Consider the following 15,723-nt stretch of genomic DNA (forward strand, 5'->3'; position numbering starts at 1 on the left):
GGGCCTCAGTCCTCGTCGTCCTGACGGCGGCGCGTGACGGCGTCGTCGAGGAGGCCGTCCGCGTGGGAGCCGGCGCCGCTGCGCCGCCCGGCCTCGTCCGCCGCCGCGGCCTCCGCCGCCTGCTTGGCCCGCTGGGCGCGCCGCTCGGCGAACGCCTCCTCGCCCGGGCCGGCGAGTTCGCGGTTGCGCTGCACCGCCGTCATCGAGCCGGTGTACAGGCCGGAGTGGTCGCCCACGCGGGTCAGCGGTGTGGTGAGGGTGTCCGGGCGCGGATCGGCGCCGTCGACGCGCGGCAGCGGCGCGGTGTGCGGGCGCGGCTCGCGGGCCGCCACCCCGGAGCCGTCCGGGCCCGGCTCACCCGTCCGGTCGCCACCGCGGGCCCCCGCGTCGGAGCCTTCGGAGGCGGGCGCCGCGTCGTCGTGGGCGGGGTGCCGGACCACCATGCGCTGCACCACGATGCCCTCGGGGTGCTCGTGGCGCAGGAAGGCCACGAGGTCCTCGCGCACGAGGCAGCGCAGGTCCCAGAGGTCGCCGGAGTTGCGGGCGGAGACCACGGCGCGGATGCGCACGACGCCGCCGGTCGCGTCGGTCACCTGCAGCGCGTGTTCGCGTCCGTCCCACAGGTCCGTGGACTCGAGCAGCTGGGTGAGTCGTGCGCGCAGCACGTCCATGGGCACGCGCCAGTCCACGTCCAGCTCCACGACGCCGGAGACCTCGGTGCCCACCCGCGTCCAGTTCTCGAACGGCTGGGTGGTGAAGTGCGAGGACGGGTAGACCATGCGGCGACCGTCCCAGAGCTTGAGCACCACGTTGGACAGGGTGATCTCCTCGACGGTGCCGAACACGCCCTCCATGTCCACCACGTCGCCCACCCGGATCGCGTCCGTGAAGGCGAGCTGGAAGCCGGCGAACACGTTGGTCAGCGTGGACTGCACGGCCAGGCCGGCGATCACCGAGATCACACCGGCGGAGGCGAGCAGACCGGCCCCGAGCGAGCGCACCTCGGGCACCCCCAGCAGGACCACGGCGACGGCCACCACCACGATCACCGCGTTGAGGATGCGCCGGATCAGGATGGTCTGCGTCCGGATGCGTCGCTCGCGGCGGTGCTCGACGCTGGTCTCCTGGTAGCGGCCGAGGATCCCCTTCTCGATCACGCCGACCAGGCGCCACGCGGCCCATGCGACCGCCGCGGCCACGGCGATGAGCAAGAGGAACGACGCCGGCCGGTACCAGGTCTGCTCCTCGGCCATGACCCCGAGCCAGATCCGGGAGGCCAGCAGGCCGGCGGCGACGGCGGCCGGCAGGCTCAGCCGGGCGGCGCCGTGCTGGAACGCGGGGCGGCGCACGAGCACGACGCGTGCCACCTGCAGGGCCAGGTACACGACCGCCGCGCCGATCGCGAACGCCATCAGCACGGTCAGCAGCGTCCCCCATTCCACGCCGAAGGCCCGGGTGGTGGCGGCCGCCCCGTCCTGGATGTCCCCCTCCACCCCGGTCGGCACGGTCTCGCCCGCCAGGAGGCGGTCCAGGGCGGTCAGCAGGGGCGGGGTCGCGAGGGCGGGCAGGACGGGGAGGACCATGACGACAGTCTGACACCCGCCCCCGGACGCGCCCCGGAGAAGAGCACAATGGAGCCTGACCGTCCGCGCGGTCCGGGCCCGGCCGTCGTCGTGCCCCGTCCCGCCGGCCCGCCGCCGCCCCTCTGGAGGAATCCGTGCTCTCCGTCACCGACCTGCGCCCGCTCGACACCGCCACCGCGGACCTGTCCCGCATCATCCCGCGGGCGAACGTGGACGTGTCCTCCGTGGTGCCGGTGGTCGCCCCGATCATCGAGCAGGTCCGCCACGGTGGCGAGCAGACCCTGCTGGAGCTGGCCGAGCGGTTCGACGGCGTCCGTCCGCCCGCCCTGCGCGTGCCCGCGGAGGCGCTCGAGGCCGCCCTGGCCGGGCTCGACCCGCGGGTGCGCGCGGCGCTGGAGGAGTCGATCCGCCGGGCCCGGCTCGTGCACGCCGCCCAGCACCCCCAGGACTCGACGGTCGAGCTGGGCGAGGGCGCCGTCGTCGAGAACCACTGGCTCCCCGTGGGCCGCGTGGGCCTGTACGTGCCCGGCGGCCGCGCCGTGTACCCCTCCTCGGTGGTGATGAACGTGGTGCCCGCGCAGGCGGCCGGCGTGGGGAGCCTCGCGGTGACCTCGCCCCCGCAGCGGGACCACGGCGGCCTGCCCCACCCCACCGTGCTCGCCGCGTGCGCGCTGCTGGGTGTGGACGAGGTCTACGCGGCCGGCGGCGCCCAGGCCGTGGCCATGCTGGCGCACGGCGTCCAGGACGACGACGGCGGGTGGCTCTGCGCGCCCGTCGACCTGGTGACGGGGCCCGGCAACGTGTACGTGGCCGCCGCGAAGCGCGCGCTGCAGGGCGTGATCGGCGTGGACGCCGAGGCCGGGCCGAGCGAGATCGCCGTGATCGCGGACGGCACCGCCCGCGCCGACTGGGTGGCCGCGGACCTGATCAGCCAGGCCGAGCACGACCCGCTGGCCGCCTCCGTGCTCATCACCGATTCCGAGGACCTGCTCCGGGACGTGCAGGCGGCGATCGAGGCGCAGGTGCCCGGGGCGTTCCACGAGGATCAGATCCGCGAGGCCCTCACCGGCCCCCAGTCTGGCGTGCTGCTGGTGCGGGACATGGACCAGGCCGTGGAGGTCTCCGACCGCTACGCCACCGAGCACCTCGAGATCCAGACGCGCGACCCCGAGGCCCTCGTGGGGCGCATCCGCAACGCCGGCGCCGTGTTCGTGGGCCCGCACGCCCCCGTGCCGCTGGGCGACTACTCGGCCGGGTCCAACCATGTGCTCCCCACCTCGGGGACGGCCCGGCACTCCTCCGGTCTGAACACGGTGACGTTCCTGCGCCTGCAGCAGCGCATCCGCTACACGGAGACCGGGCTCGAGGAGGTCGCGGACGGGATCGGCGTGCTGGCCGAGGACGAGCGCCTGCCCGCGCACGGCGCCGCGATCCGCGCCCGCTTCGCGTGAGGGGGCGGGCGTGAGCGGCGTCCGCATCGACGCGTGGCTGTGGGCCGTGCGGCTGTACAAGACCAGGTCCGCCGCGACGGCGGCGGTGCGCGCAGGCCACGTGCGCATCGACGGCGAGCCCGTGAAGGCGGCGACGCCCGTCGTCGTCGGGAACCGGGTGCGGGTGCGCCAGGACGGACGCGAGCGGATCCTCGAGGTCACGGGGCTGATCGCCAAGCGGGTGGGTGCCCCCGTGGCCCGGCAGCAGTACGTGGACCACTCCCCGCCGCCCGTGCCGCGTGAGCTGCTCGCGGTGCCGTACCGCGAGCGGGGCGCGGGCCGGCCCACCAAACGGGACCGCCGGCAGCTGGACGCGCTGCGCGGCCGCGACCGACGCTGAGCGACTCAGTCCTCCCCGCGCCGTCATCCGCCGTCGTGATGGCGGCCTCATGCGGAGGGTGCGGTCAGCACCATCCGGAACGGCTTGTCGTTGTCCACCGTGACGGTGAACGTCATCGGCCCCGCCTCATCCACGGGGGGAGTCGCCGCCGACCAGCCGCCGCACAGCGCCTCCGATCCGGCCATCCAGGTCTTCGTTCCCCCGCCACCCCGTGAGGTCAGGATCTCCGTCTCACCGGTGGCATCCGAAGGACACAGCACGATGACCCGAAGGACCGCACCCTGTTGAGCGTCCACGGTGATCTGTTGTGTGCCCGTCCCGACCGCCTCCTCCAGGACGGACTCCTTCTCCGGGTCGAGATGGTCCGCATCCGGATGCCGGCGCGTGTACTCGACCAACGTCATCCCGTCCTCCTCGAACAGCGCGGCGGGGAGTGCTTCTTCACCGGCGGGTGACGACGCGGACGAACCGGTGGCGGAGGCCGACCGGGTTGCCGAGGGGGCCGCTGACGTCGGGGTGACGGAGGACGCCGCAGCGGTGGAGGCCTTCGCGGTGGAGGAGACGCTGCCCGGGGAAGCGGAGCATCCCGAGATGGCGGTGCCGAGGAGAGCCGCGACGACCACGGCGGCCGACAATGCCGCACGCTTCTTCTTGATGTCCATCCGCATGATCCGATCCCTTCCAAGAGAACCGTCTGCGGGGGCCGCGGGCCGCGGTCTCGAGCTCCCCCCTCTCGAGTGGCTTGATCCTGACTGGGGATGCGCGGTGTGTCAAGCATCACATCGGGCAGCTCGGATGACGCCGCGCGACCGCCGCGCTTTGACCACCCCACGGACCCCTCCGTAGGCTGATCCCCAGAATCACGAGTTCCCGTCATTCACGGCCCTGGCCGGCGGGACGGCAACCCTCTCACGCAGTAGTGGGGTGCTCCAGGTGATGATTCGGCCCCTCGGACACCCCGACGGGCAAGTACCGCGCCTCCGCGGATCCGGGCGATCCGCGTTCCCGCCGTCTGCGGAGCCGCGTCAGTCATCGGAAGAGGACGCGCGCCATGACCCTGACCCACGAACCCCACACCGCCGCGTGGGACACCGACCTGTCCCTCGGCAACCTCCGCTCCGGCCTCTCGGCATTCCCCACCGGGGTCGTCGCGCTGGCGGGCCTCGCCGACGACGTCCCCGAGGTGATGGTGTCCTCGTCCTTCGGCGTGGGCATCTCCTGGGAGCCGGCCCTCGTGTCCTTCTCCGCACAGAACAGCTCCCGCACCTGGCCGCGCCTGCGCCGGGCCGGGGCGATCGGCGTCTCCCTGCTCGCGGCGGACCAGACGCCGCTGTGCCGTCAGCTGGCCTCCCGCGAGGGCGACCGCTTCGCCGGTCTGGACGTGCACCGCAGCCCGCATGACGCCCTGCTGATCGGGGGCTCCTCGCTCTGGCTCGAGACGCGGGTGCACGCCGAGGTCCCGGCGGGCGACCACACGGTGGTGCTGCTGGAGGTGACGGCCTTCGCGGATCACACGGACGCCGCTCCCCCGGCCGCCCTGCACCGCAACCTCTTCCACGGCCTGCGCGCGCTCTGAGCGAACTCCAGGTGAACAATCAGGCCCCTGGTTCCCGGTCGGCGAGATCCGTGCAATGATGGAGCCTGAAGTTGATCAAGCTGTATCCCGCCATCTTCACTGCTCGTCAGCCCGGCATCGCCGGCGTCGATGAGTGTTGGGCAAGCGGTTCAGTCTCGCCGCTTCACCCGCGTCCCACATCCGGGCCGCGGTCCAACACCGCCACCGCACCGCGGGGGCACATCGAAAGGACACCATCATGGCTGTCGGTACTGTCAAGTGGTTCAACGCTGAGAAGGGCTACGGCTTCATCGCCCCCGAGGACAACTCCGCGGACGTGTTCGTGCACTTCTCCGCCATCCAGGGCAACGGCTTCAAGGAGCTCCAGGAGAACGACCGCGTCGAGTTCGAGACCCAGGACGGCCCCAAGGGCCTCCAGGCCGCCAACGTGACGAAGCTCTGATCTTCGCCTGACGCACGGCTTCCGACGCCCCCGGTCCACACGGACCGGGGGCGTCGTCGTGTGTCAGGCCGCGCCCCGCCGACCCACGTGGCGACGCAACAGCAGCACCACGCCCAGGGCCAGCAGATACCCGGCCGCGACGACCGCGAAGCCGGCCCGGTAGTCGCCCGTGACGTCGCGCAGCAGGCCCATCAGCAGCGGGCCCAGGGCGAAGCCGGCGTACATGCCCATCGAGTTCGCCCCGGTCGCACGGCCCAGCCGCTCGGCCGGCACCTCGCTCAACAGGCCCGCGTTGATCACCACGTTGGCGCCCAGCACCGTCAGGCCGTGCACCGCGGCGCCCACCCACAGCAGGACCGGCAGATCCAGCAGGTCCGCTGCGAGGAACACCAGGACGCCGGCCACGGCACCCAGGCAGATCACGGTCAGCAGGGTGGTGGGCCGGTCTCCGGAGCTCATCCGCCGGCTCCACCCGATCCGGGAGAGCACCCCCACCACCCCGGACACGGCCGCCGCGGCACCGCCGGCCACGAGCGTCATCCCCAGCGTCTCGACCGCGAACAGCGGCAGGTACGTGTTCGTGGCCTGCATGCCCAGGCCGGTGAGGAACGCGATCGCCGCGAAGAACCAGACCGTGGCCGGCAGGGGCGAGGTGTCCCGCCGTCGTCGTCCGCCGACGGGGCCGGTGGCCGGCGGCGGCGCCCCGGGCAGCGGCGGGGCGGCGACCAGCGCGAGCACCCAGAGCGCCCCGATGAGCACCGCGGCCCCCAGCGCGGCGCCCGTCCAGCCGAGGGCGAGGGACGCGGCCGGGAAGAACAGGCCGCCGACCAGCTGGGCCGCCTGCACGCCGGACTGCTTCACCCCGACCCACCCGATGCGCCTCTCCGGCGGCACCACGGTCCGGATGATCCGGTTCGTGGTGGGGTTGGAGATGGCCTGCGTGACGCCCGCGACGGCGGCCGCCGCGTACAGCACGGGCAGGGACGGGGCGACGGCGCCGAGCACGAGCGCCGCGGCGGTGCCGCCGAAGATGATGCTCAGCTGTGCGCGGGCGGACAGGCGGTCGGCGGCCCGGCCGAGGCCGAGCGAGGTGACGGCGGCCGCCGCGAACACGACCGTCATCACGGTGCCGAGCTGGCCCGAGGTGACGTCGAGCCGCTCCATCACGACCGTGGAGGAGGCGGAGACGCCGTAGTTGAACAGGGGCCCGGCGCCCATCGCCGCCAGCAGCACCCACAGCAGGGCCGCGGAGGGGCGGCGAGCGGCGGGGGCGGGCAGGGTCACGGCCCCAGGCTACGACCCCTCACGCGACGAGGCGGGAAATCTATCTCATGGGCGCCCGGGGGCGTCGTGTGAGGTGGATTTCCCGCCTCGAAAGCGGGGGTGACTGCGGGGGTGGGTCAGCCGACGCGGCCCTCGCCGCGGTGCTCGCCCTCGACGCGGCCGGTGGTCCCCCGCTGGGTGACCTCCTCGCCGTCCTGGCGCTCGGGCCGCTCGCCGGCCTCCGCCGGCAGGCCCTCGTTCTCGTCGGTGGGCGTCTCGCCGGCGGTGGCGGCGGGTGCCGGATCCTGCGGGGCCCGACGACGGCCGCCGTGCGGGGACAGCGACTCACCCTCACCCAACGAGCTGACGCGCGGCATCGGCGACGTCGTCAGCGGCACGGACTCGGTCCGCCGGGCGTCGACGAGCGTGGAGCCCGTCCCGGAGATGGGGGAGCCCTGCACGGGGGCGCCGGCCGCCTTGCGGCCCGGGATCAGCAGCTCGGAGCGCCACTGGGGGTCGCGCTCGGTGAGGTAGTCCACGCGGGCGTGCTCGCCGAAGTGGTCCGCGTCCGCCTCCTCCCAGTCCATGGCCCAGCCGGCGGGCGGGTCGTTGAGCAGCTCGTCCGTGCGCAGCCAGTGGTAGATGGACGCGTACGAGCGGGTGCTCAGGTGGTCCACGCGGCGGCGCAGCATGCGGGTGTTCAGCTGGGACGGATGCGTCAGGCCCATGGACGCCATGATCTGCACGGCCTCGCGCACGGTCAGGCGGTGGTAGTTGAAGACGCGGTTGCCCTTGTCCTCCACGTCGAGGGCGCGCATCAGACGCGGGTCCTGCGTGGCCACCCCCACGGGGCACTCGTTCGTGTGGCACTTCTGCGCCTGGATGCACCCGGTGGCCATCATCATCGCGCGGGCGGACATGGTGAAGTCCGCGCCCTGGATCAGACGCTTGACGATGTCCGAACCGGTGGCGACCTTGCCGGCCGCGCCGAGCTTGATCATGTGGCGCAGGCCGGTGCCCACGAGCGCGTTGTGCACGAGCATGAGGCCCTCGGTCAGCGGGGTGCCCACGCGGTCCGAGTACTCGAGCGGGGCGGCGCCGGTGCCGCCCTCGGAGCCGTCCACGATGATGAAGTCGGGGGCGATCCGCTCCTCCCAGATGGCCTTGGTCATGGCCAGCACGTCCACGCGGGAGCCCACGCAGAACTTGATGCCGATCGGCTTGCCGTCCGAGAGCTCACGGAGCTGCTCGATGAACCTGACCATCTCGCGCGGGGTGCGGAACGCGGAGTGGGACGCCGGGGACAGGCAGTCCTTGTCCATCGGGATCTCACGGGCCTCGGCGATCTCGGGGGAGATCTTCTCCTTGGGCAGCATGCCGCCCAGGCCGGGCTTCGCGCCCTGGGAGATCTTGATGGTGATGCCCTTGACCTCGGGCAGCAGCGCCTTCTCGGCGAACTTCTCCGGGCTGAAGGTGCCGTCCTCGTTGCGGCAGCCGAAGTAGCCGGAGCCGATCTCCCAGAACAGGTCCGCGCCGTTGCCGCGGTGGTACTTGGTGAGGCCGCCCTCGCCGGTCTCGTGGATGAACCCGCCCAGGCCGGCGCCCTTGTTCATGGCGATCACGGCGTTGGCGGAGAGGGAGCCGAAGGACATGGACGAGATGTTCATCAGCGAGATGTCCACGGGCCGGCGGCAGTCCGGGCCGCCGATCCGCACCGTGGGGGGCTCCTCCGGCGGGTTGACCGGGGCGGTGGAGTGCAACAGGAACTCGTAGCCGATCTCCGAGGTGTCCCGCTCGGTGCCGAACGCCTTGTGGCTGTCCAGGCCCTTCGCACGGGCGTAGACGATCGAGCGGGTGTCCCGGTCGAACGGCTTGCCGTCGAAGTTGCGCTCGATGAAGTACTGCTGGATCTCGGGGCGGATCGACTCCAGCAGATACCGCATGTGGCCGAGCACGGGGTAGTTGCGGAGGATCGCGTGCCGCTTCTGGGTCATGTCCCACACGGCGAGCACGAGCAGCGCCACCAGGAGCACCGCCAGCACCCACCACGCGCCGCCGCCGATGGCGGCCACCAGCACGACGACGAGCGCGGCCAGCGAGAGGGTCGCGACGATCAGGAGTCTGTTGTTCACCCGACCATCGTGCCCCATATCACTCGAACGTTCATCCTCGCCGCACTGTGTCGAGGTCCCACGTGTGGGGCAGGGGCGTCCGGGCCGACGGCAGGGCCACGCTGCGCCGCCACTCGTGCAGCCACTCCGGCAGCGTCGGCTCCCCCGCGAGGTCGTGGCCGGCCGCCGCCGCGATCGCCCGGACCTCGTCGTTCTCCACGGGGCGGCCGTCCTTCGTGCGCAGGCGCGTGCAGATGTACGCGCGCACCGCGACGTCGCCGTCGACCACCACGCGCTGCTCGAACCACACTGCGCGCTCATCCAGGCCGATCATCCGCGTCTCCACGTCGAACCGCTGCCCCAGGGTCACCGAGCGGCGGAACGCAATCTGCTCGGCCTGCACCACGGGCGTCCAGCCGCGACGGCGGATCTCGTCCCACAGGCCGGTGCGGACCATCGCGTCGAAGCGGCCGAGGTCGAACAGCCCGAAGTACTGGCCGTTGTTGACGTGCAGGGCCATGTCCACGTCCGTGGGCAGGGCGCGCATCGGCAGCGTCGTCGGCTCCCAGAGTCCGGCGCGCGGGCGGCGGCGGGCGCGGGCGACGACCCAGATCGTGCGGGGGATCAGATGCATCGGAGGTTCCTCCTCGGGGTCACAGGACCCCCTCGGTCAGATGGTCCGGCGTGCCGAACCGGTGGGCGGTCACGGACACGGCCTGTTCGTGCAGGAACGGCAGCAGCTCCACCTCGCCGGCGCTCACCACGGGGCCAGCGTAGACCGCCACGTCGGGGGTGTCGCCGAGCGCCGCGTGCAGCGCGCGCCGCGCCGCCTCGGCCGCCTCCCGGTCGCCGGTCCAGTCGGCGACGAGCCGGATCCGTGCGTCGCCGCCGCCCTCCGCTGCGGGCGGGATGAGGGCCAGCCGCCGGGCGCGGTCGTGGAACGCGGCGTCGTCCTCGACGACGACGTCCACCGGCGCGGACGTGCCGGCACCCTCCGTGCGGACGGACCGGACCAGCTCCTCCACCCGGCCGCGCACGGCCTCGGCCGAGAGCCCGTCCGCGTCGGGCCCCTCCGCGGTGGGGGTCGGGCGCAGGCTCACGGTCATGGGCGCCCCGGCGCGCAGGCCGGCGGAGACGATGCGCAGCAGGTGGTCGGCGGGCCCCGAGTGCCGGCGCACGAGGACCGGGGTGGGGACGTGACGCAGCACGTTCCGCTCGGCCTCGAGCGCGGAGACGTCCGTGGCCACCCCGAACACGGTGGTCCACGCGTGGGTGTCGAGGGCGCGGGCGGTCTCGAGCCAGGATGCGCCCGCACCGTCGGCCTCGGCCCCGGGCCGTCCCTCTCCCCCGGCCCACGTGGGCGCGTCCTCCCAGTCCACGAGGCCATGCAGGTAGTGCGGCCCGCCGGCCTTCGTGGTGGGGCCGACGACGGAACGCTTCCAGCCGCCGAAGGGCTGGCGGCGCACGATGGCCCCGGTGATGCCGCGGTTCACGTAGAGGTTGCCGGCGCGCACGCCGCGCAGCCACACGTCGATCTCCTCCCGGTCCAGCGAGTGCAGCCCGGAGGTGAGGCCGTAGTCCACGGCGTTCACGATCCCGATCGCCTCCTCGAGCGTCTCGGCCGTCATCACGGCCAGCACGGGGCCGAAGTACTCGGTGAGGTGGGCGTCGGCGCCGGGGCGGACGCCGGAGCGGATGCCCGGGCTCCACAGGCGACCCGTCTCGTCCAGCGGCCGCGGGCGCAGGGCCCACCGCTCCCCCGGGCCGAGCTCGGTGAGCCCGCGGCGCAGCTTCTCGCCGGGGGCCTCGATCACGGGGCCCATCTCGGCGCGCGGGTCCGCGGGGTGCGCCACGTGCAGGGACGAGGCGGCGTCCAGCAGCTGCCGGTGGAAGCGCTCGGAGGTGGCCACGGAGCCGACGAGCACCACGAGGGAGGACGCCGAGCACTTCTGGCCGGCGTGACCGAACGCGGACTGGACCACGTCCTTCGTGGCCAGGTCCAGATCCGCGGACGGGGTCACGATCACGGCGTTCTTGCCGGAGGTCTCGGCGAGCAGGTGCAGGTCGGGGCGCATCCCCTTGAACAGCCGTGCGGTGTCCCAGCTGCCGGTGAGGATGAGCCGCTCGACGGCCGGGTCGGTCACGAGCGCCGCGCCGACCTCCGCCTCGTCCTCGTCCGCCAGCGTCACCAGGCGCACGAGGTCCGCGGGGTCGTGCCCGGCGAGCGGGCCGCCGTCGTCGAACAGGCCCGAGTCCCGCAGCCCGGCCACGATCAGCTCCCACGCGACCGCGCCCGTCCGCTCGGACTGCGGGGCCGGCTTGAACACCACGGGCGAGCCGGCGCCGAGCGCGGCGAGGACGCCCCCGACCGGGATGGCCACGGGGAAGTTCCACGGCGGGATCACCAGGGTCAGGCGGACGGGCACGGCGCGGGCGCCCTCCACCGCGTCCAGGCCGCGGGCCAGGCGCGCGTAGTAGTGCGCGAAGTCCACGGCCTCGGAGACCTCGGGGTCGCCCTGGTCCAGGGTCTTGCCGGTCTCGGCGGCGGCCACCTCCAGCAGGCGGGCCCGGCCGGCGTGCAGGGCCCGTCCGACGGCGTCCAGCGCGTCGGCGCGCTCGTGGCCGGTGAGCGCACCCCAGCGGGCGCCGGGGTCGGCGGTGGCGGTGATGGCGGCGCGGGCGTCGTCGGCCGTGGTGGCGCGGTGGGCGCGGACGGTGTCCGTCCCGAGGTCCGAGCCCGGGACGGCCGCGAGGATCCGGCGGGCCCACCCCCGGTTGCCGGGCAGCGCGGGGTCCGTGTCCGGGGTGTTGGCGAAGCCGTCCACGGGGGCGGGGGTCGGCCCGTCCTCCCCGCGGGACCGGTCCTGGAGGCGGTTCGGACGGGGCACGGCCGCGTCCAGGTGGCGCAGCGAGGCGCGGAAGCGCTCCTCCTCGCGGGCGAACAGGTCCGCGTCCGCGTCCAGGTCGAACACGGCGGACATGAAGTTCTCCGGGGAGGCGCCCTCCTCGAGGCGGCGCACGAGGTAGGAGATCGCCACGTCGAACTCCTCGGGCCGCACCACGGGCGTGTAGAGCAGCAGGGCGCCGACGTCCGCCCGGACGGCGGCGGCCTGGCCGGTGGCCATGCCGAGCAGCATCTCGAACTCCACCGCGGCCGGGTCGAGGCCACGGCGCTCGATCAGCCGGTGGGCCAGGGCCACGTCGAAGAGGTTGTGCCCGGCCACGCCGATGCGCACGTGGGCCAGATGCTCCGGGGTGAGCGCGTAGTTGAGCACGCGCTTGTAGTTGGTGTCCGCCTCCTGCTTCGAGCCCACCGTGGCCAGCGGCCAGCCCGTCAGGGAGGCCTGCATCCGCTCCATGGGCAGGTTGGCGCCCTTGACCACGCGCACCTTGACCGGGGCGCCGCCGGCGGCGACGCGGCGCGCGGCCCACTCCTGCAGGCGCACCATGGCCGCGAGCGCGTCCGGCAGGTAGGCCTGCAGCACGATGCCGGCCTCGTAGTCGCGCAGGCCCGGCTGCTCGAGCAGGGCGGTGAACACGTTGAGCGTGAGGTCGAGGTCGCGGTACTCCTCCATGTCCAGGTTGATGAAGGTGTCCCGATCCCGGGCGAGCTCGAACAGCGGGGTGAGCCGCTCGGTGATGTCCGCGACGGCCTCGTCGAACGCGTAGGGCGCGTGCGGGGCGGTGGCGGCGGAGACCTTGACGGACACGTAGTCGACGTCGTCGCGGCGGATCAGCGCGGCGATGCCCTCGAGTCGGCGGTCCGCCTCGCCCTGACCGAGGATCGCCTCGCCCAGCAGGTTGATGTTCAGCCGGGTGTGCTCGTCGCGCAGGGCCGCGATGGCCTTGCCGAGCTGCCGGTCCCGCGCGTCGACGATCAGGTGGGAGACCATGCGCCGCAGCACGCGGCGGGCCGTGGGGACGGCGATGCGCGGCACGAGCGGGGCCGCGCGGCCGCCGACGCCGAGGACGGCGCGCAGGGCCGGGGGCAGGAAGCCGGGGGCGCGGCCGGCGAGCTCCCGCAGCGCCCGGGCGGCGATCGCGGGGTCCTCGGGGCGGACCACGTGGTCCACGAAGCGCACGATGAAGTCGAGGCCGCCCGGCTCCTTCAGGGCGCCCGCCAGCTGGCGGGCCGCGAAGTCGGCCTCATGGTCGCGGGACTCGGCGAGCCAACGCCGCACCTGCGCGACGGCGTCGTCGGCGAGGGCGTGCAGGTCGGCGGGGTCGGGGATCCCGCCGGTCGCGCCGAGGACCCGGTCGAGATCGTCGTGGTCCTGGGCGGAGAACATCGCGGTCATGGCCGCACTCTGCACGTGTGCCGGGTCACAGGTCAAACCGCCGCGGCTTCCTGTCAGACGCCTATGCTCGATGGACATCCCCTCGCCGCGCGCCCGCGCGTCGCCGCCGTCTTCCCAGGAGCCCGTCCGCCATGGCCGCCGCCGACCCCGTCCCCACCGACGCGCGGGAGCGCCGGGACGTCGTCGTGCCCGTGCCCGGACCCGAGGATCCGCCCGAGCGGGCCTGGCTCGTCCTGCCCCACCGCCACCCGGTGCCGACGCTGTTAGACGAGACGCGGGACGCCGTCGTGGGCCTGGCCGAGACGCTCGCCGCCGTGCTGCCGGTCACCGTGCTCGCCCACCCGCGCGACGCCGGGGCGGCGCGGCTGGTGCCCCCGGAGGTGGACCTGTTGCGCGCGCCCGTGGGCTCACCGCTGCTGGGCCGCACCGGGCCGAGCTTCGTCCGCCGCCCCGAGGGCCTGGCCGCCGTCGCCTGGCGCAGCGCCGCGGGACTGACCGGGACCGGGCCGCTCGACGGCGCGGCCGCGACGGCCGTGGCGGAGGCGGCGGGACTGCCGCTGCTCACCCCCCTGCTGTGCGCCCCGCGCGGGGCCTGGGTGAGCGACGGCGAGGGGACGGCCGTGGTGGCCGCGGACCCCGTGCTGGACGGGCGGATCAACGGCGCGTGGACCCCCGGCCAGGTGGCCGCCGAGTTCGCCGCCCTGCTGGGGATCACCCGGGTGCTGTGGGTGCCGCCGGCACCGCGGCCGGACACCGGGCCGTGGGGCGGGCCCGGCCACCTGGCCTCGTGGGTGCGGCTGGGGGGCGACGGCGAGGCCGCCGTGCACTGGCGCGGCGACCGGTTCCACCCCGAGCACCCCTACGCGGCGGCGGCGCTGCGCTTCCTGCAGGGCGCCGACGACGCCGCCGGCCGGCCCCTGCGCGTGCGCACGGTGACCGGGGCGGTGCAGCCCGCCGAGTACGACCCGGCCGAGCGGGGCCCCCGCTCCCTCCTGGACACGCTGCCGCTGGGCGCGGCGGTGCTGCGGCCGGCGTTCGAGGACGCCGCGGGTGAGGAGGCCGCGGCCGCCGCGTGCGCGGCACTGCACCCGGGGCTGCCCCAGCTGTCGTTCCCCGCCCCGCCGCTGCTGCGGCTGGCCGGCGCGCTCAACGACCTGGTGCTGCTCCAGCCTCGCCCGTGACCTCGTCCGCCGCGGGGCCGTCGTCGTCCCCGCCGTCCGCCGGGGCGCGGTCCTCGTCCTTCCCGTGCGCGTCGGACCGCCAGGCCGCCGGGCGCAGCCGTTCCAGGAGCGAGGACTGACGGCGCTCCATGCCCTTCAGGTCGGAGGCGATGAGCGCGTTGATCCAGCGGGCGTTCGGGTCGGCGTCGATCAGCACGGCCTTGGCCAGCAGCGTGCAGGGCAGCGCGAGGATGGCGCCGAGCGGCCCGAGGACCCAGGCCCAGAAGAGCAGGGAGAGGAAGCTGACGGTGGGGATCACGCCGATCGCGTCGCCGGCCACCTTGGGCTGGATCACGGACTGCAGCACGAAGTTCAGCACCGAGTAGCTGACCACCACCCACAGGAAGTCGGACCAGCCGCCCGCCGCCAGGCCCAGGACGGCCGGCGGCAGCAGGCCGATGATGAAGCCGATGTTCGGGACGTAGTTGGTGAGGAAGCTGAGCACGCCCCACACGAGCGCGAGCGGAACGCCGATCAGCATGAGGGCGATCACGTCCAGCACCGCCACGATCAGGCCGAACACCGTGGTGACCACCCAGTAGCGGCGCACGCCCTGGGCGAACTCGACCAGGGCGTGGCCGAACTCGTGGCGGGCGGTGCTGAGCAGGCGGACGCGGCGTTCGACGTCCATCGAGTCCATCGCGAGGAAGAACATGCCCATGATCACGGTGACGAGCAGGCCGAAGACCGCGTAGACGTTCGTGGCGATCTTCGTGATGGCGCTGACGGCCGTCCCGGTCACGGTGCTCATGTCGATCGAGGCCAGCTGCTGGGACACCATGTCCGGGGTCACGCCGCGCTCGTTGAGCCAGTGCGAGACGTCCAGGACGATCTGCTGGAAGCGGTCCGCGTACTTGGGCAGCTCCGCCACCAGCTCGAGGCCGGACCACACCATCATGCCCCCGAACACGGCCATCACCGCGACGACCAGCAGGACGGTGGTGGCGGCCCCGAGCACGGGGTGCAGGCCCCGGCGGATGAGCCAGGCCTGCAGGGGGTAGGCCACGATCACGAGGTTCAGCCCCAGGAACACAGGCGCCGCGATGGAGGCGATCCCCTGGAAGAACTGCACCACCAGCACCAGGCCCGCGAGCGTCAGGACGATCACCAGCATGCGCGGCCACATGCGGTGGGGGCGGCGGATGTCCCAGTCGGAGGCGGGGCTGGACGAGGCGGGCGGCGGGGTCACCCCCGCGGGCTGTGCGGCGCTCACGCGGGCAGTCTATGCGCGGGCCGGACGGGGTAGGGTCGGGACCAGTCCACATCGACAGGGGAGCGCCCGCGCGGCGCTGAGAGTGCGGTCCGCCGCAGACCCTCGAACCTGCTCCGGTCCGCACCGGCGAAGGAAGTCGAGTCTCCCGGTCGACGTCGTCCCGGGATTCCGGTGGCGGCCTCGTCCC

The 15,723-nt window shown here is 73.9% G+C and carries 12 protein-coding genes and 2 riboswitches; of the genes, 5 read left to right on the forward strand and 7 right to left on the reverse strand.

Annotated features, from left to right (window positions below):
• Positions 1-5 precede the first annotated feature (5 nt).
• Positions 6-1,583 (reverse strand): mechanosensitive ion channel family protein, encoded by a 1,578-nt coding sequence (locus AC0VX0_RS09715; RefSeq protein WP_161787802.1) that lies wholly within the window; start codon positions 1,581-1,583, stop codon positions 6-8.
• Between the two features lie 134 nt (positions 1,584-1,717).
• Between AC0VX0_RS09715 and hisD the strand changes: the two genes are divergently transcribed.
• Complete coding sequence (hisD, locus tag AC0VX0_RS09720) at positions 1,718-3,034, forward strand: histidinol dehydrogenase (protein ID WP_070709126.1); 1,317 nt, start codon at positions 1,718-1,720, stop codon at positions 3,032-3,034.
• 10 nt (positions 3,035-3,044) lie between these two features.
• Positions 3,045-3,413 (forward strand): RNA-binding S4 domain-containing protein, encoded by a 369-nt coding sequence (locus tag AC0VX0_RS09725; protein WP_002855797.1) that lies wholly within the window; start codon positions 3,045-3,047, stop codon positions 3,411-3,413.
• A 47-nt stretch (positions 3,414-3,460) separates the two neighbouring features.
• Here the strand turns inward: AC0VX0_RS09725 and AC0VX0_RS09730 are convergent, their stop codons facing one another.
• Complete coding sequence (locus tag AC0VX0_RS09730; protein WP_241252118.1) at positions 3,461-4,075, reverse strand: hypothetical protein; 615 nt, start codon at positions 4,073-4,075, stop codon at positions 3,461-3,463.
• 196 nt (positions 4,076-4,271) lie between these two features.
• Positions 4,272-4,391, forward strand: a riboswitch (SAM riboswitch).
• A 73-nt stretch (positions 4,392-4,464) separates the two neighbouring features.
• Between AC0VX0_RS09730 and AC0VX0_RS09735 the strand changes: the two genes are divergently transcribed.
• Positions 4,465-4,989, forward strand: coding sequence for a flavin reductase family protein (locus AC0VX0_RS09735; RefSeq protein WP_078025502.1), 525 nt, complete (start codon positions 4,465-4,467; stop codon positions 4,987-4,989).
• Positions 4,990-5,227: 238 nt separating this feature from the next.
• Entirely contained in the window at positions 5,228-5,431 is a 204-nt protein-coding gene (locus tag AC0VX0_RS09740) for a cold-shock protein (RefSeq protein ID WP_010080175.1), read from the forward strand.
• A gap of 63 nt (positions 5,432-5,494) precedes the next feature.
• Here the strand turns inward: AC0VX0_RS09740 and AC0VX0_RS09745 are convergent, their stop codons facing one another.
• The 4 genes from AC0VX0_RS09745 to AC0VX0_RS09760 form a co-directional block, all read right to left on the reverse strand.
• Complete coding sequence (locus tag AC0VX0_RS09745) at positions 5,495-6,715, reverse strand: MFS transporter (protein WP_355504464.1); 1,221 nt, start codon at positions 6,713-6,715, stop codon at positions 5,495-5,497.
• A gap of 116 nt (positions 6,716-6,831) precedes the next feature.
• Complete coding sequence (locus tag AC0VX0_RS09750) at positions 6,832-8,844, reverse strand: FMN-binding glutamate synthase family protein (protein WP_355504462.1); 2,013 nt, start codon at positions 8,842-8,844, stop codon at positions 6,832-6,834.
• 13 nt (positions 8,845-8,857) lie between these two features.
• Positions 8,858-9,439 carry an acyl-CoA thioesterase gene (locus AC0VX0_RS09755; protein ID WP_036338752.1) on the reverse strand — a complete coding sequence of 194 codons (582 nt, stop codon included), beginning with the start codon at positions 9,437-9,439 and terminating at the stop codon, positions 8,858-8,860.
• 19 nt (positions 9,440-9,458) lie between these two features.
• Positions 9,459-13,103, reverse strand: coding sequence for a bifunctional proline dehydrogenase/L-glutamate gamma-semialdehyde dehydrogenase (locus AC0VX0_RS09760; RefSeq protein ID WP_355504460.1), 3,645 nt, complete (start codon positions 13,101-13,103; stop codon positions 9,459-9,461).
• Between the two features lie 131 nt (positions 13,104-13,234).
• On the opposite strand from AC0VX0_RS09760, the gene AC0VX0_RS09765 reads away from it, so the two are divergent.
• Positions 13,235-14,284, forward strand: coding sequence for an agmatine deiminase family protein (locus tag AC0VX0_RS09765; RefSeq protein WP_101966108.1), 1,050 nt, complete (start codon positions 13,235-13,237; stop codon positions 14,282-14,284).
• On the opposite strand, the gene AC0VX0_RS09770 is transcribed toward AC0VX0_RS09765, so the two are convergent.
• On the reverse strand, positions 14,250-15,536 hold the full coding sequence (locus AC0VX0_RS09770) for an AI-2E family transporter (RefSeq protein WP_134415884.1): 1,287 nt from the start codon (positions 15,534-15,536) through the stop codon (positions 14,250-14,252). The two genes, AC0VX0_RS09765 and AC0VX0_RS09770, sit on opposite strands and share 35 nt — an antisense overlap.
• A gap of 46 nt (positions 15,537-15,582) precedes the next feature.
• Positions 15,583-15,688, forward strand: a riboswitch (TPP riboswitch).
• Positions 15,689-15,723 lie beyond the last annotated feature (35 nt).

The sequence above is a fragment of the Micrococcus sp. iso_26 genome, assembly GCF_056172975.1.

Bases quoted from the DNA above. Each gene is read 5' to 3' on its own strand.
- AC0VX0_RS09715 (WP_161787802.1), bottom strand. From the start codon at position 1,583: ATGGTCCTCCCCGTCCTGCCCGCCCTCGCGACCCCGCCCCTGCTGACC.
- AC0VX0_RS09730 (WP_241252118.1), bottom strand. From the start codon at position 4,075: ATGGACATCAAGAAGAAGCGTGCGGCATTGTCGGCCGCCGTGGTCGTC.
- AC0VX0_RS09735 (WP_078025502.1), top strand. From the start codon at position 4,465: ATGACCCTGACCCACGAACCCCACACCGCCGCGTGGGACACCGACCTG.
- AC0VX0_RS09740 (WP_010080175.1), top strand. From the start codon at position 5,228: ATGGCTGTCGGTACTGTCAAGTGGTTCAACGCTGAGAAGGGCTACGGC.
- AC0VX0_RS09750 (WP_355504462.1), bottom strand. From the start codon at position 8,844: ATGGGGCACGATGGTCGGGTGAACAACAGACTCCTGATCGTCGCGACC.
- AC0VX0_RS09755 (WP_036338752.1), bottom strand. From the start codon at position 9,439: ATGCATCTGATCCCCCGCACGATCTGGGTCGTCGCCCGCGCCCGCCGC.
- AC0VX0_RS09760 (WP_355504460.1), bottom strand. From the start codon at position 13,103: ATGACCGCGATGTTCTCCGCCCAGGACCACGACGATCTCGACCGGGTC.
- AC0VX0_RS09765 (WP_101966108.1), top strand. From the start codon at position 13,235: ATGGCCGCCGCCGACCCCGTCCCCACCGACGCGCGGGAGCGCCGGGAC.